Origin of the sequence: Virgibacillus sp. CM-4 (assembly GCF_000445495.1) — a bacterium.
In the GTDB taxonomy this organism is placed as follows: Bacteria; Bacillota; Bacilli; order Bacillales; family Amphibacillaceae; genus Virgibacillus; species Virgibacillus salexigens.
Map to the genome: position 1 here is coordinate 214,893 of NZ_AUQA01000002.1, position 22,794 is coordinate 237,686.

Here is a 22,794-nt window from a genome sequence, read left to right on the forward strand (position 1 = left end):
CCCCCTCCTATCCATTTTTTCTTCGCATCAATAGTTGACTAATCCCTATTAGAATCAAGCTTAAAATAATAATCATTGTAGAAACGGCTGACCCATAGCCATAACGATAAACAAGAAAAGTATTATTATACATATAGGTAGCTAATATTTCTGTAGATTCGGCTGGTCCCCCGCCAGTCATTACAAATACTTGGTCAAACGCCTTTAAACTTCCAGAGATACACAACACGACTGCAACTTTAATTGTGGTACACATATTTGGTAAGATAATATAAATTAACTTTTTCCACCCGGAAGCACCGTCAATCATTGCTGCTTCTTCCATTTCGGAAGGGATATTTTGAATAGCTGCAATAAAAATAATTAAGTATGGTCCTATATAATTCCAAATAATTGGAACGGCTACCGCATACATATTCACAGAAGGGTCGGAAAGCCAAGATTTCGTCCATGATTCTAACCCAACTGCTCGTAATACAGCATTGATAACTCCTAATTCAGGATCATAAATATACCCCCAAATTAATCCGACAACCACTGTGGAAATAACCATTGGTAAGAAAACCGCTGATCTTACCACTTTCTGAAACCAATTGCGCTTTCGTAACATTAATGCTAAAGCCAACGCAATTGGAACCTGTCCAAACACAGATGCAGCAACGATAATCATATTATTTTTAAATGATCTCCAAAAAACAGAACTTTGTATAACTTCCATGTAATTTTCAAATCCAATATATGTTGCCTCTCCTAACCCAGACCACTCAAAAAATCCATAGTAGGAAGACCAAAATATTGGAATAATGACAAAAAAAGAATAAAGCAAAAGGGCTGGGAGCAACGTAATGACCAACAACCCTTTTAGCTTTAAGTTAGCTTGCATATCATTTCCTCCCCATTTGCTGTGCCATATTATTCATTGGAAGCTTGAGCCTTTTGAATCGTTTCTGCTACCTTTTCAGGATCTCCACCTAACATAATTTCCTGAAGCCCATTGTTAACAGCTTCACCTGCTTCTGAAGTTAAGTACAAATCATAGACAGGAGCAAATTCTACCTCGCGGATTAAATTAAAGGCCTCATAGAATAGGGGGTTTACATTCTTTTTGTCAATTTCAACATCATACATTACCATGGAATTACTTTCTGCAATTTGTTTCTGTGCTTCGGCATTACTCAGCTTATAAATAAGATCGAGTGCTGCATCTTTTGCTTTTCCTTCTGTCTTACTACTAAGTAAGAATCCGCCACCAGGGCCTCCAGTAATGGTATTCCCAGATCCTTTTCCATCTTCAATTGTTGGAACGACAGCTACACCAATATTATTTAATACTTCTTCTGATTGGGAAGCACCTAAGCTACTCAATGACCAAGCGCCATTTATCATCATTGCTGCTTTTCCTTGAGCAAAATACTGCTCTGCCTGTGTATTGTCCATACTATTAGCTCCATCAGCATACGCACCTTTATCAACTAATTGTTTAAAACGATTTAATGCATCAAGAAAAATTGGATCGGTAAAGGAAGCCTCATCTTGTTCAACCGCATTTAGAAACCATTCTGTACCTGTAACCCGATCAGCGATTGCACCGAATGTCGTTGATTGCGCTACCCAAGGAGCTTTATTTCCGAGTGCTATTGGTGTAATACCTTGCTGATTAAAAGCCTCGATAACCTCCATCCATTCATTCCATGTCTTTGGAACAGATAAATGATGTTCCTCAAACATATCTTTGTTGTAATACAAGAATGACGTAGCTGACATCGCAACAGGTGCCGAGTACAATTCACCATCATAGTTATACGGCTCTAATGCACCGTCAAGAAATGCATTCTTCCAATCTGAATGCTCATTAAACAACGGAGTAATTGGTTGAATTAAATCACCATGATAGAATTCATCGGTAAAACTTCCTGCGTAGGTAAGGAAAACATCTGGAAGTTCATCAGCAGCAGCAACAGTACTTATTCGTTGCCGATAACCATCTACTGGGATCGCTTGTTCATCTACTTCTATGTTAGGATTCTTTTCCTCAAAGGATGCAATCATATCTCTAACTTTTCTTGCTCGTAAATCGTCACCAGCAAAGTTATGCCAAATAGATATCGTTGTTTTTCCACTCGTCTCTTCATTTGTTGTCTCACTATCCGCATTTGGAATACAGCCTGTCAGCATTAATACTATGACAAGTCCTAGCAGTGCTTTCTTCATAAAATCCCCCCTTATTAGTACTTAGCTTTAGTTTAAGAAAACCTTCCCCCCTCGTTAAGGGGGAAGAATATCATATCAGGGGTTAAATTTCTAAGTATTTTAAATAATCTTATATCATGTTTATCGTTAATTTCGACGGCGATATTGTGTTGGAGTGACACCATAATGTTTTTTAAAAATTTTTGTAAAATACTTTCGATCATTATATCCAATATTTTTTGCAATCTCTTTAACTGTTAAAGAAGTATACAGAAGAAAGTCAACTGCTTTCTGCACACGAAGTATGGTTACTAGTTCAACATAGGATTTTCCTGTTTTCTTTCTAATTAGTTCACTTAAATAATTAGGGTGGATTGAAATATATCCGGCCACTTCTTGTAAAGATAGTGATTGTCCAAGATGCTCCTCTATATAGTAAATGCTTTGTTCCACATAATTTGAATTCTTTTGTGCTTGCTTTTGGAAATCCTGCTGTAATTGGGAAAATCGTGCTTGCAATATTTCCGTAGGTCGTTGAAACCAACTACTTGCTGAAGGAATTGATTCGTAACGCCGTTCATGATCTTGAATTCGATTCATATATCTTATGGTTTCCATGTACAAATTTTGCACATAAAACTGGATAGAATCCGGAGTAGCTTGAGAATGCGAAAATAACCAAGTATGAAATGCATGCACCCAAGTAATTAAGTTGTCATATTCTCCATTATGAAGAAACGTTATAAGTTGCTGAAGAAACTCTTCTTTTCTCTCGTGATAGGCAATTCCGGTTCTTTCTTTAACCATTTGTTCACTGATGGTAACAGCATCTGTGAATATATATTTATATAAGTGAAGCTGCGATAGCTGTTCATATTTATACGGCAATTCATTTAAGGTTGATATAACGTTACTCATGAATATTGGCTGTTGGACCATCTGACGTATTTTTTTGATTGCCATTTGTAATAAATAACCGTCCTCTAAATAGGTATTTCGTTTTGTAAGTATCAACGTAAACCGGTCATCATGTAACCACGTTCCATATAAATACCCATTCCATATTTTTTCATAAGAATGTAATGTCTGCGTATCAAGGGTTGTCCCAATCAGAATAAGTTGATAAGGGGGAGTAGCTAATTCGGGAAGAGCTTCCGCCAATTTTGCTTGATCTTTCGAATCTCGTTGATGAAATAGAGTTTGTACTATTGTATTTTTCTCTTCTGAATATGCCGCGTTTGACCAACGATGATATTTTTTATCTTTTTCTAATCGTTTTTTTGCCCGGTTAACTGCAGTGATTATTTCATCTGGACTGCTAGTTTTTAATAAATAATCACATACATCCTGCCTGAGTGCCTCTTGAATATAGGCAAAGTCATCATACCCTGTTAGCAAAATACTTTCGATACAATAATTTTTCTTTCCAATATATGAAACAAGTTCAAGTCCGTTCATCTCTTTCATTTGAATGTCAGTGATTAAAATATCTGGTTTCTCCGTTTCTATTCGTTCTATCACTTCTTCCGCTGAAGCCGCAGGATCAAGTAATAGGAAACCATTTTCCTCCCAAGGAATCACATTTGCTATCCCTTCTCGAATAATAATCTCATCATCCGCAATTAGTACTTTCATCGGTCATCTTCCTTTTCTTGGAATAGAGAATTGGATTGTCGTACCGGCTAATTTTTCACTAAAAATTCGTAACCCACTAGCTTGTCCAAAATGTAAACACAAACGTAAATTGACATTACGAAGGCCATAATTTGTACCAATAACACCACTAGACAATGGATCTTCCAAAAATTGAGATTGTAATTCTTTCCTTTTCGCTTCCGACATCCCAGCACCATTATCCATCACTGCAAAATGAATTCGGTTATCCTTTTTTTCTGCGGTTATCTTAATCCTTCCATAATGTTGTTGGAGGGAAAAGAAGCCATGTTTAATACTATTCTCAACTAACGGCTGTAAAATAAGCTTTAGTATACAATCCTGCTTGATCTCTTCTGGAATATCGAGTTGTAAAGAAAATGTGTCTGGAAAACGTATTTCTTTAATGTCAACATAATGGCGAACATGGCCAACTTCTTGTTCAATCGTACAATATTCATTACCTTTATTCAGACTAAACTGTAAAAATGTACTTAAAGAAGATACGACTCTAGAAATATCATACGCTTGCGATTGTAATGCAATCCAATGAACGGATGCTAATGTGTTATATAAAAAATGTGGATTTATTTGGGATTGAAGCGCTTGCAAATCTGCTTGCCTTTTGATAGCTTCGTTCTTTTGAACTTGGCGCATTAACACCGAAATACGTTCATTCAACTGATTATAACTACTTATCAAATCGCCAATTTCATTATAGGAAAAACTATCAACTGCGCTTAACTTATCCCCTGGATTTGCTGTTCGAATCGTGTCCGTTAATTTAATTAGTGGGCGCAATACTTTAGAAATAAAGAAAATAACCAGTGCAGTTATTAATACCCCAGCGAGAATAACAGAATAAACGGTAAGCCATAAGATATATTTATTCTGCGAGCTATATTCTTGAAAAGGTATGACACTTACTAAATCCCAACCCACTGTTTCGATTTCTTTAGTAAAGATCGTGAATTTTTCTGCTCCTAATTCATAGGTGAAACGGTCCTGCTTTGTTTGATCAATAATTTGTTGTAATTCGCTGCTATCGACTTGTTGACTGACTGTTTGATTACCTGATAGTAATTTTCCATTATTGAGGATGAATACAGAACCATCCCACTCTAATTCCCCTGCATTTAAATACGCTTCAATCACTTTTACATTTAAGTTAATTGTTAAATAACCGATTTGCTCAAAGTCACTTGTACTACGAATGGGTCTGGTTAAACTAATTCTCTCCTGTCGTCCATCCACTGTCTCATTTTCTTTTCGATAAGACCACCATTTGTTGGAAGGAATTCGGTCAAAAATTCCCATTTCTTCTGTATCCATAACTAAATTCGTGGAAATTGGCGAATTCCCGTTTGATGGGTAAATAATAATATCATCAATATATTGTTTGGAAAAAGCTAGATTTGATAAAAACCCATATATCTCACGTTGAGGATAAATGGGATCTCCCTCCACCTGTAAATATTCTTGAACTGCCTGATTACCTATTAAGAACACGGACATATTTTCCACATCATTGATAATAAATGATATGGAATCTTGTATTTGTTCTAGAAAACTTTCACCAGAAATTTCCGCACGATCCTTAGATAGTTGAACCGTAGAATAATACGAAATCAGCCCTAAAATGATGATAGGAATAAGAACCACGATTAGAATAAAGGCAATGAGTTGATTTTTTAGTGAACGATGAAACCATTTTTTCATTTCGCATTGCATCCTTTATCAAAGAATACCAAATTCTATATTTAAATTTTCTGAATTAACCGTATTTTTACTATATCACCTTCATTTCCTTTCTACAAATGGGATCTCACTAGGAGCAAAAAAAATCTGCATAGAATGATTCATTCATGCAGACGCTGGTGCTTTCTTATACAATTTCTTTTTCTTTCTTGCGATGTGGGTTCGATGTAAAAATAATACCTAGCTCATGATGATCCCCTTCATACAACGCTCCTTGTAAAAAACGGTTTTCACCAGCTTTATCAAGAAGCTCTAATTTAAAATAAGCGCCGCTCTCTTGTAACGCTTCATAGAAAGCAGTTAAACTATATATTTTATTTCCATTTACTTTGGTTATGGTCTCCCCCGCCACAATTTCAAGCCGATCGGCAGGTGAACCAGGAAGAACAGCTAGAACTTTCAAACCTTTATCAGACGTTTGGAAGAATCCAGTTTTTTGCTGATCCATGGATCGATGTCGATAATTTATAAATTCTCTACCAACAATTGCAGAAATAATCCCAACGGCAGAAAACCAAGGATAATAAATACTAATAAACGCACAAATCCATATAACTATGCTTAAAGCTAAGGTAGTATTTGCTAATTTACCAGCTGCACGTACCGGGTCACTTCCTCTTACAAGGTGATTAAATCCAACAATAAAAGGGACAAGCAATAAACTATAGGATTCTCCCCCTACAGTAAAGTACGGCCAATAAGCAGCGAATGGAGCTATCGAACCCGATGGAATAAGAATAAAGAAAGGGATAATCGACATCTTTCTAATATGATGCTGACCCACCCAGCCACCTCTATTTCCTGAGGTAAGTTCCGGATATGTAGGACCTTTTCTAGCTTGCAGCAGTAACATACTTTCAGCAAATAGCAACATTGCTAATAATACGGTAAATCCAGAATAATCCACAGAGGAAAACAAGTCATTCGGGATAAAATCTTGTTTCTCTAATAAAAATGGTAGAAAAAGTAACAATACATAAGTAATTCCAAAGGTATAACTGGCCGATAAAAAGGAAAATTTACCTGTTATACTAACAAGAATTGTTACCAGGCAAAGCAATAATACGGTTGAATAAGAAAAAACAATACCCAACCCAATGGTAAGCGCAGATATAATAACACCTAAAATAATCGAGGTAGCCCATGTATATTTCCATTCGGAAAAGACATCGAATAGTTTAATACCGAAGTCTTTCCTTTCTCGTTTAATTCTTTGCATACCTGCTAAAACGATTAAGAAAATTGCCCAGTATAAGAGTGGATTTAAAAATAATTTCCCTATACCTTTCACCATTTCGGTGAACCATGCCTCTAACATATATCGATCACCTTCTTTGTGCAGTGATGTTTTGCTAAATTCGTATGCCATCATTTAATTCGACACGAAATGAAAAACTTCCTGCTATATAGTGTAAAAAGAGCTGTCTCAAAAGTCAGCTCACTATCAACATAATAAGAATATACACGATATGGAAATTGCCCAGATAAGCGCTACTTCTGGCAATAAGAGGAAGTACCACGTATATTCTATAACTAGTTGATAAAATTAAACGTCCTCATGAGACAGCACTTGCAAATTATTTATATATTTCATTTAATGCTTTTTCCATCTGTTGATCATCTTTGTCATTACGGATTTGATCTACTATTTGTGTTTCGATTAAAGCAGATGTTTGTTCATTGACTTCTCCTGTTGCTTTTAAATCATTATCAGATTGGAATTGTGTTATTGCTTTTTCTGTTTGTTCATTAAAATAACCATCGGTTCTACTTGGGTCATATCCCAATCCTTTTAACATAATTTGCACGTTTTTAACTTGATCTCCAGTCTGATCCTTCGTTAAAGGTTCTTCAATCTGAACTGGATTCGTATAGTAATAATCAGGTTGTTTCACATCAATAGTAGGTTTTACACCTTTTTCATGAATCCAATTTCCCTCTGGAGATAGCCATTTATAGAATGTTAATTTTATTGTACTTTCATCTCCTAATGGAACCGCCTGTTGAACAGTACCTTTTCCGAAACTTGTTTGTCCGACTACATCATATCCCATCTCTTTCATAGCAACTGCTAAAATTTCTGAAGCTGAAGCACTTCCCTCATCAATAACGACACTTATTGGATACTCTTTCTTTTCCGTTAACTCAGAGTAATAAGGTGTTTTCTTTCCGTTTTGATCTTCTACTTGTAAGTACGGCATATCTTCAGGGACAAATTCTTTTAGAACATCCTCTACAACATTTAATAAACCACCTGGATTTCCACGAACATCAATTACTAACCCTTCTATTCCATTATCTTCCAATTCTTGAAGTTGGTTTTTAAATTCATCTGCTGTTCGTTCAGAGAAATTGGTTATTTCCAAGACACCCGTCTTTTTCCCATCCACTTCTTCGGTTTTACTATAAACTGTTTCAACAGGTATGGTATCTCTTTCTATGGTAACATTAAAAGGATCTGAAACTCCTGCTCGCTGTATTTTCAATTCCACTTCCGATCCTTTTTCACCACGAATCTTAGCTACAGCCTCATTCAGGTTTAAACCTTCTAAACTCTCACCGTCTACTTGCAGCACTTGATCATTTGGTCGTAATCCAGCTTGCTCTGCAGGTGAATCCTTAATAGGAGCAACAATGGTAACTGTATCATTTACCATACTAACTTCTGCACCAATTCCTTCAAAAGATGATTCGATTTGTTCATTAAATTGCTCCATCGTCTCTACATCCATGTAAGAACTGTAGGGATCATCTAATGAAGATAGCATACCCTCTATTGCACCTTCTACTAACTGCTTATCATCAATTTCCTCTAAATAATTTTCTTTTATTAATTTAAATGCTTGATCTACCTTTTCCATGTTTTGTGGGGTACCTGAACCTGACGAATTCGTATCTTGATCCCCTTGATTTACTCCTGCATTATCCATTGCTGTAGGATCATCAGACTTTGCTAGTTCTACACCAGCATAACCGCCAGCAAGTCCAATTACTAATGCAGCAACTAAAAGCAATACAATATGTAACTTTCTTAATTTCATAATTTCACCCCAACACTTTTTATCATCATTGAACCTAGTAAACAAAGCATATCACTAACTTCTTCTTATTACTATGGTTTTAACTCCCTATTTATGTAATTATACACGTAATAGCAGAAAAAGACATCAAACCAATAAGGTCGATGTCTTTGTTTATAGTTTTTCTTTATTCTAATACATCCATTGGATCTATTGAATTACTCTTAGCAGCATTCCAACCGCCACGATGAACCTCGAAGTGTAAATGTGGTCCTGTGGAATGACCAGAGTTTCCAGAATTTCCGATAACTTGTCCAGAACTAATCGTTTGCCCAGATGAAACCGAAATGCTACTCAGATGTGCATAAAGCGTTGTATAGGATACACCACCAACGTTATGAGCAACTAAAACGACATTACCATAACCACTCATGCCGCCATCTGCTTCTGTGTTTGTTTGTACAACAACCCCAGGTGCAGCTGTTTTTACTGCTGTTCCTACAGGAGTTCCAAAGTCAATTCCAGCATGCAATTTGCCCCATCGATGTCCATAACCAGAAGTAACTCCGTAAGAAACTGGATAACTTAAAATACCACTTCCACTAGATTGGGAGCCCCCTTGAGAGCTTGGACTTGCAGTCGAGTTTGAAGATGAATTCGAACTCTGTTTTTCTTTTTGCTGTTCTTTCTGTTTCGCTAATTGTTCTAACTCGCTTTTTTCAGATTGTGCAAGTTTCTTAGCCTTCTCAGCTGCGGCAGCTTGATTAGCTAGAATTTCCTGTTCTTTTTCAATACTTACTTTATGTTCTTCTAATTCATGCTGTTCTTCTTCTAAAGAAGCCATGAGTGTTTCTTTTTCTGCCATTTGATCATCAAGTTGTCCTTTAAGTGCAACTAGATCATCCTTTTGATCCTGTAATGCTAGTTTTCTATCTTCTACTTCGCTTTTCTTGCTTTCTACGTCTGCCTTATTTTTTTCTAATGCAATCTTGTCAGCAGTATGTTGTTCCATTATCGATTTATCTTGATCCATAATGGTATTTACAGCTGTAGATCGGCTGATAAAATCTCCGAAGCTTTGTGATCCGAAAATCACTTCTATGTATTTCATTTCTCCACCATTTAGTTGAAGATTACGTAAACGATCTTTTAATAACTCTTCACGCTTTTTAATACGCTCTTGAAGCATGACTATTTCGTTCTTTAGTTCTTCGATTTGCGTTTCTAAATCGTTAATTTTAGTATTTGTTTCCGTAATTTCATTTTCCTTGGTTTTAATTTGTTCCATGGTCCCTTGCAGGTCTTCGTTTAATGAAGTAATTTCACTTTCCACGGAATCTTGTTGATCAAGATTTTCATTCATTTTCTTATCTGTTTCAGCAGAATCTTCACCTAAACTATCCTGTTGCTGTTCAAGTTCTTTTTGTTCCTGTTCCAAATCATTAATCTTTTTTTCCAGTTCATCTGTTGATTGAGCTGACACCGGCCCAGCATAAAAAGTGGCCGATGTCGATACTAACAAAACGGTTAATAAAGATGGAATTACCTTTTTCATTGCTCCTTTTTCCCCTTCCCTCGTAAAAAATCAAACTTATTTAAGCCAGTTACACTTTTAAGAATTTACGTACACTCATCACACTGCCCCATACGCCAATTAGAGCACCTATAGCAACGATAATTAGTGCAAGCTGAAATGCAAATGGGTTGAACGGTAAGATTTCAATAAAACTGTAATTGATATGCTGGCTAATGTTATTTACCAAGTAATAGTAGCCTGTAAGAATAATTGCTACTGGTATAATAGAACCTAATACACCTAACAACAATCCTTCTATAAAGAATGGCCAACGAATAAATCCATTAGTGGCACCAACTAGTTTCATAATGCCAATTTCCTTACTTCTGGCCATTATTGTAATTTTAATAGTGTTGGATATGAGGAAGATCGCTGTAAATACCAATCCTAGAATGAGTACCAACCCGATAGTCCTTGCATAACTATTAAATTCGAATAGCTTTTCGACCACGCCTTGACCGTAGTTTACAGATTGTATTCCTTGTAACTCATTGATTTGTTTAGCAACTGGAGCGGTATCCTGTGGATCTGCAGTTTTGACAACAAACACATGATTCAATGGGTTGTCCTGCTCAAACATTTGCCAGGCTTGTCCGTTTTCTCCCATGCTATCAATTAAACTATTTAATTGGTCATCTTTCGAAGAAAAAACAGCCGATTGTACGCCATTTATTTTTTCGATTTCATTTCCTAGATTTTGTATCTGTTCTTCATCAGCAGTCTGTTCAATCATGGCATCAATTTGTACATCGTCTTCAATATTATCCGCCATTTCATTCAGATTGAGCATTAACGCTAGAAAAGCTCCTACTAAGATTAATGTAGTCGTAACGGCACCAACTGAAGCAATCGTCATCCAACCATTACGCCCAATGTTCTTAAATCCTTCGCGTATATGACGCATTAATGTCCTAACTTTCATAGCCGTAATCACCTCGGTGTTCATCTCTAACAATTAATCCGTCTTCAATAGCAATTACACGTTTTCGAAATGTATTAACAATCTCTTTACTGTGTGTTGCCATTAGAATCGTTGTGCCTCGATCATTAATCTCTTCAAATATTTTCATTATTTCTCGTGAAGTTTCTGGATCAAGGTTACCAGTCGGTTCATCGGCAATTACAATCTTAGGATGATTAACAATTGCTCGTGCGATAGAAACACGCTGCTGTTCACCACCAGATAATTCATCCGGTAAAAATCGTGCTTTGTTTTTCAAACCGACAAGGTCTAATACTTCCATCACTCGTTTACGAATGACAGCAGGTGACTCTTCAATTACTTCCAATGCAAAAGCTACATTTTCATAGACTGATAGTTTGGGAAGCAGTTTAAAATCTTGATAAACAACACCTATATTCCGCCTTAAATATGGTACTTTTCTTTCCTTTAAATCATTGACATTTATATCATTTATGCGAATGGTACCATTTGATGGTTTTACTTCTCTAAACATTAATCGAATAAATGTCGATTTCCCTGCACCACTTGGTCCAACTATGTATACAAATTCACCTTGTTTTATATCGACATTTATACCGCTTAATGCAACGACACCATTGGCATATGTTTTATGAACATCCTTCATCAATATCATATAAAACTCACCTTTATCTTTTAGTTGTTTATCTTGATGTATGCTCTATTTATCTTTTCATCTACATAATTTAAATAGGATATGTACATGATACTTCATCATTATAACATCTTTCGCCACGATTTTTAGACATAAAATTATTACATTTGTATTTCAAAAGTCGGTGTTTCATGAAATATTTTGTCATATATTATAGAAAGAAAGGGAATTATGCTTAGAGAGGGATTTTAAACTAGGTATATTTACTCGTATAAGAACAAGCAATGTCTTCTGTAGTTCCGCTACAAAAGAGTCTGATTTCTTACCCATTTAAAAAGCTTGTCCAATTGTTTACAATTAGACAAGCTTCTAGGTTATTATTTCTTTTGAGCTAACCAATCTGCAAGAATTTGTACGTCCTCACCAGTAGCCATACCTCCTGGCATACTACCTTTACCATTTTTAATGATGTCTGCAATTTCATCTGATGAAAGTCGAGAACCAACTTGAGTTAAATCAGGTCCTTGACCACCAGAGAGATCAGCACCATGACAGGATGCACAATTACTTTCAAATACTTCTTCAGCTGCTGCAGTATCTACAGAACCACCTTCTCCGGAAGGTTCTTCCGTTCCTGTATCTCCGTTATCTGCTGGTTCTTCTGATGCACCGTCGTCCCCGCCGCCACATGCACCTAGCACTAAGGCAGAACCGAAAAGCATTGTTAACAACCATTTTTTCATAGCTTCAATCCCCCTAACAGAAATAGTGTAATGGTTTATCAATTTTATTATAACCATATCTGTTTATTTTAAAACACTTTCCATTTCCATTTTTTTCATTAAACTTAGCAGGAAAGCTGCAAGCCCAAGCCATTTACTATTTGTGTCTATTTTATGAAAAAAAGCGCTGTCTGTTATAGAGACTAAAGCTTTTACTTCATTTGATGACGTAAATAAGCATCAATAAACGGATCAAGATCTCCATCCATTACTCCCTGCGTATTACCAACCTCTACATTGGTGCGATGATCTTTTACCATGGAATATGGATGGAATACATAGGATCGAATCTGACTACCCCAGCCAATTTCCATCTGTTCGCCGCGAATTTCAGCCAACTCCTGCTGTTGTTTCTCTATTTCTAATTGGTATAATTTTGATTTCAACATCTTCATAGCAGCTTCCCTATTTTTAATCTGCGACCGTTCATTCTGGCAGGTTACAATTACATTAGTAGGTAAGTGCGTAATACGCACAGCCGAATCGGTTGTGTTTACATGCTGACCACCTGCACCACTAGCTCGGTAAGTATCTACTTTAATATCTTCTGTTTTCACTTCAATATCGACATCATCCGTCATTTCAGGAGTTACATCACAGGAAACAAACGATGTATGACGACGGCCGGAAGAATCAAAAGGTGATATACGCACTAATCGATGTACCCCTTTTTCAGCTTTTAAGTAACCATATGCATTATGCCCTTTAATTAATAGGGTTACACTTTTTAAGCCAGCTTCTTCACCGGCTAAATAATCCAACGTTTCCACTTTAAAGTCCTTCGTCTCTGCCCAACGCTGATACATTCGTAATAGCATACTTCCCCAGTCTTGTGACTCTGTACCGCCAGCACCTGGGTGAAGTTCAAGTATGGCATTATTCGTATCATAAGGTTCGTTTAACAGGATTTGCAACTCAAAATCATTGAGTTTTTTTCTTAGTGCTTTCATTTCGGATGTTAATTCCTCAAATAATTCGCGGTCATTTTCTTCTCTTACAAGTTCATAAGATACTTCTAAATTATCATGCAGATCTTCTACCTCTTTAAAATTGTTCACATATTCTTTTAGATTATTCACTTCAGCGATCACTGCTTGAGCGGTATCTTGATCATCCCAAAATTCTGGAGCCGCCATTTGTAGCTCTAATTCTTTAATCCGACTACTCTTTGTATCTAAGTCAAAGAGACCCCCTAAAATCATTAATACGACGCTTCATCTGATCCAGTTCATTTTTGATATCAACTAATTCCATTATTGATCACCTCAAGTATTATTCATTCATGAAAACACTCCACTACGATGCAGCGGAGTGTTCAATGATAGCTTTTATTTTCCGTGGCAATTTTTATATTTTTTTCCGCTACCACAAGGACATGGATCATTTCGTCCAATATCTTGCTGTTTCACAAACGGTTTTTTTGTTTTCTTTTTCTCCTCTTGATTACCAGAGACAGCTTGTGTATTCTTCACAACTTCCTGACGTTGTAGGTTGTCACGAATTTCAGCTTTCATAATATATTTGGCGACTTCTTCATCAATACTTTCAATCATTTCTTCAAACATGGCGAATCCTTCTAACTGATATTCACGAAGCGGATCATTTTGTCCATATGCTCGTAAATGTATCCCTTGACGTAGTTGATCCATTTGGTCAATATGGTCCATCCATTTTGTATCAACTGTTCGAAGCAAGATAACTTTCTCAAACTCACGCATTTGCTCTTCGGTTAGTTCATTTTCTTTTTCATCATAACGAGCTCTTACTTTCTCCATGATCAACTCATTAATTTCTTCTTGATCTTTTCCTTTCAAATCATCTTCCGAAATCTGCTCTGGATCTAATAAGTTACCTTGCACATACTCAGCAATCGCTTTGTAATCCCAATTGTCCTCATCATCATCCTGCGTATGTGTCGCCACTACTCGTTCTAATGTAGAAATAATCATGTTTTCAATAATCTCACGTAGATTATCTTCGGATTCAATCACATCGAAACGCTGCTTGTAAATGATTTCCCTTTGTTCGCGTAAGACATCATCATAGGATAACACCGTTTTACGAGCATCAAAGTTATTCCCTTCCACTCGTTTCTGTGCAGATTCAACAGCGCGAGAAACCATTTTACTTTCAATTGGTTGATCATCTTCCATGCCTAAACGTTCCATCATCGATCTTAGATTATCGGATCCAAATCGACGCATGAGTTCATCCTCCATGGAGAGGTAAAATTGAGACAAACCAGGGTCTCCTTGACGCCCAGAACGACCACGTAATTGGTTATCAATCCGTCGTGACTCATGACGTTCTGTACCAATAACTGCAAGTCCACCTAGGTCTACTACCCCATCACCAAGTTTAATATCCGTCCCACGACCAGCCATATTGGTAGCAATCGTTACTGCACCACGCTGTCCAGCGTTCTCAATAATCTCAGCCTCACGGAAATGGTTTTTTGCATTTAAGACATCATGCTTAACTCCAGCTTTCTTCAATAATTTTGAAATCAATTCCGAAGTTTCTACGGCAACTGTCCCTACAAGAACTGGTTGTCCAGCTTCGTGTCGTTCTTTAATTTCATCGACAACAGCGCGGAACTTCCCTTCCATCGACTTATAGATTAAATCTGCACGGTCATCACGAATAATTGGTTTATTCGTTGGAATAGCAATAACGTCCATATTATATATATTTCTAAACTCTTCTTCTTCTGTTTTGGCTGTACCAGTCATACCTGCCAGTTTATTATACATCCGGAAGAAATTCTGAAAAGTAATGGATGCCAATGTCATACTTTCGTTTTGAATCTGTAATCCCTCTTTAGCTTCAATTGCTTGATGCAATCCATCACTATAACGTCGACCTTTCATTAAACGTCCAGTGAACTGGTCAACAATAACAACTTCTCCTTCTTCGACAACATAATCATCATCACGATGCATGGAAACATGAGCTTTTAATGCCTGATTAATATGATGTGTTAGTGACACATTATTTAAGTCAAATAAATTCTCGATAGAGAAAAAACGTTCAGCTTTATTAATCCCTTCTTCAGTAAGTTGCACACCTTTTGTTTTTTCATCATAGGTATAATCACTTTCTTTTGAAAGTGTACTAACAAAACTATTCGCTCTTTGATACAGAGAAGCCGATTTTTTTGCAGAACCAGAAATAATTAATGGTGTCCTGGCTTCGTCGATTAAGATTGAGTCTACCTCATCGATGATTGCAAAGTTCAATGGCCGTTGAACCATCTGCTCTTTATAGAGGACCATATTATCTCGTAAATAGTCAAAGCCATATTCATTATTCGTACCGTACGTAATGTCCTGATGATAGGCCTCCCGCTTTTGTTCTTTAGATAAGCCATTTCCATTTAAGCCAACCGTTAACCCCAAAAATTGATAAAGTTCTCCCATTTCTTGAGCATCACGACTTGCCAAATAATCATTGACAGTAATAATATGCACACCTTTTCCAGATAGGGCATTTAAATATGCTGGCATCGTCGATGCAAGTGTTTTACCTTCACCTGTCTTCATTTCAGCGATATTCCCCTCATGTAATGCGATTGCACCCATTAGCTGAGTTTGAAAAGGCCGCATACCTAGCACACGTTTCGATCCTTCACGGACAACTGCGTATGCCTCAACAAGCAGATCATCTAAAGTCTCGCCATTTTGATAACGCGTTTTAAACTGTTCTGTCTTATTTTGAATTTCTTCATTGGAAAGCTTTTCTATCTCAGGTTCTAAAGCTTCAATTTCATCTACTGTTTTTTGTAATCGTTTCAGTTGCCTTTGTGTTCCATCACCAAATATTTTCTGCAGTATTCCTGCCATTGTTCATGCACCTCAATATTTATTATAAAAATGTTTACTATTCATTATTTCGTTCCGTTTACTGTTTAATAATAGAGTCCATGATCAATCATAACACTTTCTAGAGAAAGATGACAACTAAGGACATCACCAACAAATAGAACATAAAAAGAGTAGTTCGGGGATGAACCACTCTTTTGGGTGAGGATAGGAGAGGATACATTGGAAAGGAATGTTGCTTTTTAAAGCGGAGAATTTACATGTCCATTTACTTTTCTTTTACACTTGTTTCCAAAAACCTACGATTTAATGTAGATATCATTTCCACAAGCTTTACAAGTGTTATTTCATGCTGCTCTACTTTTTTACTCAAGTGACTTAGTTTTTCTTCACCGGTCAATGTTTCACCTCCTGTAGTACTAGCTAAGTTATAACATGAATATGAAAATGGGGCTAATGTCTATTTTTAAATTTTAGGTGTGTATTCGACAAAATTCTCGAGAAATTAGAACGTATTTATATTTGATAATGAAGCATTATATCAAAAAACATAGATTCGTCATTCCTGTTTTTGAAATTTAGTGTTTTAATCAACAAATTTCGACAACTCCTTCATTTTATACCTACTATTCTCAACTAAAAGAGGCAGCCCAATTGGACTGCCTCTCACTTCAATGATTATGCATTTGGTTCAATCAAACCATATTTTCCATCATTACGACGATACACAACATTTGTATCTCCGTTTGCTGCATTTTCAAATACATAAAATGCATGACCTAACATGTCCATTTGCAACACAGCTTCTTCAGAATCCATTGGCTTTAAATCAAACCTTTTTGTTCGAACAATTTCAATATCATCTGTTTCTTCTTCTAGAGCTACATTAGCTGCTTCCTTTTCTAATTCAGCAAATACATGCTTAGCAGCACCATTTTGTTTGAATTTACGGTTCACTTTCGTTTTATGTTTTCTAATCTGTCTTTCCAATTTGTCTACGACTAGATCAATCGCTGCGTATAGATCTACGTGTTGTACTTCACCACGTAGTAACAAATTGGTCATTGGAATGGTTACTTCGATTCTCTGTTCATCATTATAGACACTTAAATTAACATGTACTTCGGATGCAGGTGGTGTATCAAAGTATCTTTCTAGTTTACTTATCTTCTTTTCTACATAATCCCGAATAGATCCTGTGACCTCAAGGTTTTCACCACGAATGTTAAATTTCATGAAAGTGTCCTCCTTTTAAGCTTATAAGCTTCTATATATATTATACAACGTTTCCCAATGAAATTCCTTTCTAAACACATGAAATTGTAAATATAATTGATTGAAAAACCGTCAATTCCTTGCCTCCTATAGGGTTAGACGGTTTACAATTTCTTAATCAAATTTACAATCCCATAGTTACTTCTATCCTGTATAGAAATGATTTAAACATTGATAAAGCAGATGCAATATATTTACACGTATTGAAGAGCTATTCCCACTCGTTTCTTAGAAGAGAGAAACGAGGGCTTTTTTGAAGAACTATCCAAGCCACTCGTTTAACATGATAAGTTAACGTATATTTATTTTTTTCGATCCAAGAACATTCCATCAATGGATTGCATTTGTGCATAAGGGTTTTTATATTGTCGGTTCGATTTTTTCTGTTTTTTTACTTGACGCATTTCTGACTTCAACTCGTTAAATAGTTGATGCATTAATGTTTCAATTGGCTGATGTAATGCTACTATTGCTTTTCCCATCCGGTTTTCTTCATCAGAAAAAGGGGGGACTATCTGTTCCATTTCTTTGCCACGCTGCTCAATTAATGTATTGACCCTCGAAATAAGGGACTCTCTTTGTTTGTACTCTGAACTGTTATCTAAGACTTCTTTTAATTCTAATGTGATTTGATATAAAGTAGTTAACCGATTCATCAGACATGAGCACCCTGTGCATATTGTTTCTTTCTAATTTCCAAAATGACTTGCTTCCAAGTATCTCTAAAATCAGTAATCAATTCTAATACTTCTTGTAGGTATTCCACATTATTATTAATATTTGCTTCCTTTAATCGGAACAACATATAATCATAAAGCGGTAAGAATTGATTAGATATTTCGATCTTTGGATCTAAGGTTATAATTAATTCCTGTATGATGTTCTGTGCCTTTTGAATATTTGTATTTTTTTCTTCAAAATGATTTGCTTCCACATCTTTTATTGCTTGTTTAACAAACTTCATGCAACCGTTATAAAGCATTAAAGTAAGTTCTGCACCTGAGGCGGTATTAACTGCATTTTCTTGATACGCCTGATGTTGCTTATTTGGTGACATTCCATTCCCTCCCTCATCGTCAAATTACATCCCACTGCCAAACTGAGACATCAATTGCGCAGATTGTTGGTTCATTCTCGAAATGGCTTTTTCCATAGCAGTAAACTGGTTCCAATAACGCGACTCGACTTGTACTAATCGGTTTTCAAAATCAGAAATACGTGTATTTAAATCTTTCATTCTTTTTCCTAATGAATAATTCTCTAATGTTTGTCCTGTACTTCCTGCTTTTTCACCAATTCGGCCAATAGTGGTTGATAATGCATCATCGAGACGGTGGATAATTCCACGTGAAGCTCCCTCTTCATTATTTGAGAATAGCTTTTGAACATCTGCTGGATTTTCCCTTAATGCTTTTTTTAGTTCTTGTTCATCTACAATTAATTTGCCGCCATCTAAGTAATTACTAGATGTCTTCATTCCTACTTGCGTGATCGAATTATACTCTCCTCCAGTATCTACATTGGAATACCAGCTCTGCCTTAGATCAAATAATCCACTTGAAATAGTCGATTCTCCACGTAATAATCCACTTTTTGCCTTTTCTTCCCAGAGTTCAATTTCTTTATCTGACATCTCTTTCTTTTGTTCTTCTGTTAACGGTGGATAATCACGATACTTTTCTTCTTTTTGGGAAGAATTTAACGCCTCAACCACTTCATTATATTTATCAACGAACTTCATAATTGACTGGAATGAGCCTTCTACATCGTTGATAACCGTTAATGTTGCATTGGAATCATTTGTTGTATTTTTAAATTCAAAATTAATTCCATTTAATGAATATGCATTTGTTTTAGATTCCATCTCCAAACCACTGTTATTGTATTCAAACTTTGCATTTGTGCCGCCTTTTTCATTATCCATATTCATCTTAAGAACTGAGCTGAAAAACGAATTAGCTGTGAATTGAATTTCAGCTCCACGCTCATTGTAATTTCCAGTTCTTGACGTTTCCATTATCACTTTATTTGTCTGTTCATCATAAAACATCCGGACATTATTATCATCAGCAGATACGCGTTTTAGTACTTCCGTCAGTGTTTCTCCTTCTTCTACGGTGTACGTATATTCATTTGCTTCACCGTTTTCGTCAACGGTAGAGAACGTGATTTCCTGTCCAGCTGATATAGCAGAGGCATCAATTTCTTCCGCACTTACATTAATCGCATTCGTTGCTAATTCTTTAACATTGATTTGATACGTACCGTTAGCAGTACTTGTTGAAGCAGTAGCTGTTACTGCATCCTCATGAGAAGAACTAACTGTTTTCGCATTATATGTAGGGCTCAATTTCATATCAAACATGAGTGCTTCTAACTCAGATAATTTTGTGTTGACCTCACGAAAAGCATCACGTTTCCATTCCAGCGTTGTTCGTTCTTGCTCCATTTTATCTAATGGTATACGTTCCGCACTCATTAGTTTATTTACTAAGTTATCAATATCCATCCCTGTTGCTAAACCACCAATACGCATAGTGATTCACCCCTTCGTTTTTAAGTTTTATTATCAATTAGTAACCCCATAAATTCTGCCATTCCGGCATATACATCAAGCATTTTCCTAGGTGGAATTTCCTTGAGTATTTCTTCTGTTAATGGGTTAATAACAGTAACATAGTATTCATTCAGTTTTTCATGATATTCAAACCGTAAATCAGTACGAAGTGGTTCAATGAAGTTATTTAGTTCATCTACGGCTGTTTTTATTTCTTCTTCATTTACAGATAAATCATTTTGAGGTTGTTCCGTCCCCCCTACAGGTTTGTCCTTTCCGCCTCCCAGTTGTATATGTGTACCCACATGAAGTCCATTTAACTGTATCCCCATATCCCTTCACAACCCTCTGTTTTCTCTTTATATCGGCCTGTCGCACTGGAATATGAAGCTCTTTCATTACTCTTCTTTTAACAGATCTACTAAATCGCTAGAGATATTCACAGCTTGATTGTTTGCGTCTTTAATATCTAAATAAATTTCTTTTCGATAGATATCAATTGATTTAGGTGCATGAATTCCAATTTTTATTTGGTCTCCTTCTATGGCTAACACTTTCACTTCAATTTTATCTCCGATTTGAATAGCCTCATTTTCCTTTCTTGATAGTACTAACATGATGATTCCCCTTTCACTTTGGAAGGATCATTCGTTGTAATCGGAGCTCTGCTCGGATATTCTACTGCATTTATAATATACTGCTTGCCGAGATTCCTCTTTGAATTAATAATAATTGGTGCTTTTAAGTTGACAGTACTTGTAGCAAAAGGACGCTTTAGTGTAACAATGGAGAGTACGACAATATCCTCTTCATTGGATAGTTGCAATGTCTCAATACTACTATCGTCTAACCTAAATTCGTAATGATGAAAAAGACTATACGGATTTATCACAAAAAACGCAGTATCCCTTGTATCAATTGATTGTAGAATTTGAAATAATGAATGGTCAGGAAAATCTAGTAAAATAAATTGGTTATCTTGATTAAATCCAGGTATGCCATTCTGAAATACGATTACATGTGCCGGGTCGATTTCTGTCTGACCGAAATATTTTGTGTCGACTAACATGGTGTCTTCCTCCTTTTATGATTCTAGTTGAATAACCTCAATGGTTAAATCCTGGTATTGCTTCATTTCAATCGCGACATTACCTCTTTCATATCGGTGTTCAACTTTATTAGGTGTTGCATTTATAATTGGTTGTTTTGTTTCTACTTCTATATTTACTTCTGCTGGCTGCGAATTCAGTTTCACTGAAAAGAGAGAAGGGATAAAGGTAATACCTAGTGTTTTCATTTTTGGGTGAGCATTTTGAACAGCTTGGTTCACTATCGGTGACCCTTCATTTTCTAATTTCATAAGCTCATTACCTTGCCTTACACGCCTGCTTATCCCTTCCAGCACACTGGTTTGTCCTTCTTGAGCAAATGCTTTATTGCGCTGGAATATATGCATTAAATTCATATCAGCAAACGCTTTGGACTGATCAATGCTTAATTTTGCAGGGGTAGTGGTAATAGAAACCTCCGGTTTGGGTTGTTGAATCGTAACATCTGCTTTGGGTTGGCGAATAGTTTGTTCCCCAGATTCTTGGCTTATTTGTATTTGAGCCATTTGTGAATGCATCCGTAATTGAGGTATATTCATAACCAATACCACCTTTTCCGAGTTAAAACCCCCACCCCTTATTAGGGGCAGGGGTCTCCAATTTGATTTATTGTAAGAAATCAACAAGAGAAGGTTGAATAATTCTTGAACCTGCTGATAAAGCTGCCCGATGTAGGCTCTCTTGTGTAATTAAATTTGTAATGGCTTCCTCATAATCAACATTTTCATTTTCTGCCATTGTGCTAGTAGCTATTATTTTTTGCTCACTGAGCCGATTTTCAACTAATTCTAACCTATTCATTCTCGCTCCTAAATCTGCTCGAGCATTAATAATTTGATTAATTCCGCCATCAAGTGTCTCAATACTGCTCTCGATTCCGGCTTGATCCCCTTCGCCTAACTGATTAATAAATGTATCAATATTTGCAAAAAGGTCATTACCGAATACATCTTCCCCATTAACATTTGCCTGCAGTTTTGTACCTGCTGCCACTTCAATAGATACTTTATCTAAATTCGCAGTAAAATTCCCATCTGCGTATGGAGGCTCTGTTGTATTAGTACCATTAAAGATATATTTCCCATTTACTTGTGTATTGGCTATATCGATTAAATGTTCCTTTAGTTGCTCTGCTTCTTTTTTTATATTTTCTCTTTCTTCCTCATCATATGTCCCATTACTTGCCTGTACCGCTAGTTCACGTAGTTTTTGCATTGTCTGAGTAGCTTTGTCCAATGCTGCATCAGAATTATCCATCCAATTGTGTACTTCATTCGTATTACGCAAATATTGATCTACTTCACTTACTTGGCTCCGATAATTTATCCCCTTCATTGCTATAACAGGATCATCGGAAGGACGGTTAATTTTCTTACCTGTACTAACCTGATTCATATATGTATCTAACTTCGCATAGCTATTTGACAAATTACGTAACATGTTATTTGATAGCATACTCTGGGTTATCCGCATCCA

At 36.2% G+C, this 22,794-nt stretch carries 22 protein-coding genes; all 22 read right to left on the bottom strand.

Going from position 1 to position 22,794, the window contains the following annotated elements:
* Positions 1-7: 7 nt before the first annotated feature.
* Positions 8-883 (bottom strand): carbohydrate ABC transporter permease, encoded by an 876-nt coding sequence (locus M948_RS24970; RefSeq protein WP_021289087.1) that lies wholly within the window; start codon positions 881-883, stop codon positions 8-10.
* 29 nt (positions 884-912) lie between these two features.
* On the bottom strand, positions 913-2,211 hold the full coding sequence (locus tag M948_RS24975; RefSeq protein WP_021289088.1) for an extracellular solute-binding protein: 1,299 nt from the start codon (positions 2,209-2,211) through the stop codon (positions 913-915).
* Positions 2,212-2,337: 126 nt separating this feature from the next.
* Entirely contained in the window at positions 2,338-3,825 is a 1,488-nt protein-coding gene (locus M948_RS24980) for a response regulator transcription factor (RefSeq protein WP_021289089.1), read from the bottom strand.
* Positions 3,826-3,828: 3 nt separating this feature from the next.
* A complete protein-coding gene (locus M948_RS24985; RefSeq protein WP_021289090.1) occupies positions 3,829-5,562 on the bottom strand; it encodes a cache domain-containing sensor histidine kinase in 1,734 nt (577 codons plus the stop codon).
* A 166-nt stretch (positions 5,563-5,728) separates the two neighbouring features.
* A complete protein-coding gene (locus M948_RS24990) occupies positions 5,729-6,919 on the bottom strand; it encodes a PDZ domain-containing protein (protein WP_021289091.1) in 1,191 nt (396 codons plus the stop codon).
* 259 nt (positions 6,920-7,178) lie between these two features.
* Positions 7,179-8,642, bottom strand: coding sequence for a S41 family peptidase (locus M948_RS24995; RefSeq protein ID WP_021289092.1), 1,464 nt, complete (start codon positions 8,640-8,642; stop codon positions 7,179-7,181).
* Between the two features lie 166 nt (positions 8,643-8,808).
* The gene (locus M948_RS25000; protein ID WP_021289093.1) at positions 8,809-10,176 is read right to left on the bottom strand and encodes a murein hydrolase activator EnvC family protein; all 1,368 of its coding nucleotides are present in this window, start codon (positions 10,174-10,176) and stop codon (positions 8,809-8,811) included.
* Between the two features lie 49 nt (positions 10,177-10,225).
* Positions 10,226-11,119: a permease-like cell division protein FtsX gene (ftsX, locus tag M948_RS25005; protein WP_021289094.1), complete on the bottom strand. Its 894-nt coding sequence runs from the start codon at positions 11,117-11,119 to the stop codon at positions 10,226-10,228.
* The gene (gene ftsE, locus M948_RS25010; RefSeq protein ID WP_021289095.1) at positions 11,109-11,795 is read right to left on the bottom strand and encodes a cell division ATP-binding protein FtsE; all 687 of its coding nucleotides are present in this window, start codon (positions 11,793-11,795) and stop codon (positions 11,109-11,111) included. Before ftsE ends, ftsX begins: the two co-directional genes overlap by 11 nt.
* A 356-nt stretch (positions 11,796-12,151) precedes the next feature.
* Positions 12,152-12,517, bottom strand: a complete 366-nt coding sequence (gene cccB, locus M948_RS25015) for a cytochrome c551 (RefSeq protein WP_021289096.1) — start codon at positions 12,515-12,517, stop codon at positions 12,152-12,154.
* A gap of 191 nt (positions 12,518-12,708) precedes the next feature.
* A protein-coding gene (gene prfB / locus M948_RS25020; RefSeq protein WP_101953529.1) for a peptide chain release factor 2 occupies positions 12,709-13,810 on the bottom strand; the annotation gives its coding sequence in 2 pieces (ribosomal slippage) (positions 12,709-13,737 and positions 13,739-13,810; 1,101 coding nt in all).
* A 74-nt stretch (positions 13,811-13,884) separates the two neighbouring features.
* Complete coding sequence (gene secA, locus M948_RS25025) at positions 13,885-16,398, bottom strand: preprotein translocase subunit SecA (protein WP_021289098.1); 2,514 nt, start codon at positions 16,396-16,398, stop codon at positions 13,885-13,887.
* A gap of 247 nt (positions 16,399-16,645) precedes the next feature.
* Complete coding sequence (locus tag M948_RS43815; protein WP_021289099.1) at positions 16,646-16,777, bottom strand: hypothetical protein; 132 nt, start codon at positions 16,775-16,777, stop codon at positions 16,646-16,648.
* A 278-nt stretch (positions 16,778-17,055) separates the two neighbouring features.
* On the bottom strand, positions 17,056-17,613 hold the full coding sequence (gene hpf / locus M948_RS25030; RefSeq protein WP_021289100.1) for a ribosome hibernation-promoting factor, HPF/YfiA family: 558 nt from the start codon (positions 17,611-17,613) through the stop codon (positions 17,056-17,058).
* Positions 17,614-17,954: 341 nt separating this feature from the next.
* Positions 17,955-18,308, bottom strand: coding sequence for a flagellar protein FliT (locus tag M948_RS25035; RefSeq protein ID WP_021289101.1), 354 nt, complete (start codon positions 18,306-18,308; stop codon positions 17,955-17,957).
* Positions 18,308-18,709, bottom strand: a complete 402-nt coding sequence (gene fliS / locus M948_RS25040) for a flagellar export chaperone FliS (protein ID WP_021289102.1) — start codon at positions 18,707-18,709, stop codon at positions 18,308-18,310. The genes M948_RS25035 and fliS overlap by 1 nt, the downstream gene beginning before the upstream one ends.
* 24 nt (positions 18,710-18,733) lie before the next feature.
* The gene (locus M948_RS25045; RefSeq protein WP_021289103.1) at positions 18,734-20,188 is read right to left on the bottom strand and encodes a flagellar hook-associated protein 2; all 1,455 of its coding nucleotides are present in this window, start codon (positions 20,186-20,188) and stop codon (positions 18,734-18,736) included.
* A gap of 20 nt (positions 20,189-20,208) precedes the next feature.
* Complete coding sequence (flaG, locus tag M948_RS25050) at positions 20,209-20,541, bottom strand: flagellar protein FlaG (protein WP_021289104.1); 333 nt, start codon at positions 20,539-20,541, stop codon at positions 20,209-20,211.
* Positions 20,542-20,607: 66 nt separating this feature from the next.
* Positions 20,608-20,826, bottom strand: a complete 219-nt coding sequence (csrA, locus tag M948_RS25055; RefSeq protein ID WP_021289105.1) for a carbon storage regulator CsrA — start codon at positions 20,824-20,826, stop codon at positions 20,608-20,610.
* Complete coding sequence (fliW, locus tag M948_RS25060; RefSeq protein WP_021289106.1) at positions 20,820-21,278, bottom strand: flagellar assembly protein FliW; 459 nt, start codon at positions 21,276-21,278, stop codon at positions 20,820-20,822. Before fliW ends, csrA begins: the two co-directional genes overlap by 7 nt.
* Positions 21,279-21,293: 15 nt before the next feature.
* On the bottom strand, positions 21,294-21,857 hold the full coding sequence (locus M948_RS25065) for a DUF6470 family protein (protein WP_021289107.1): 564 nt from the start codon (positions 21,855-21,857) through the stop codon (positions 21,294-21,296).
* Between the two features lie 67 nt (positions 21,858-21,924).
* Positions 21,925-22,791, bottom strand: a complete 867-nt coding sequence (gene flgL, locus M948_RS25070; RefSeq protein ID WP_021289108.1) for a flagellar hook-associated protein FlgL — start codon at positions 22,789-22,791, stop codon at positions 21,925-21,927.
* Positions 22,792-22,794 lie beyond the last annotated feature (3 nt).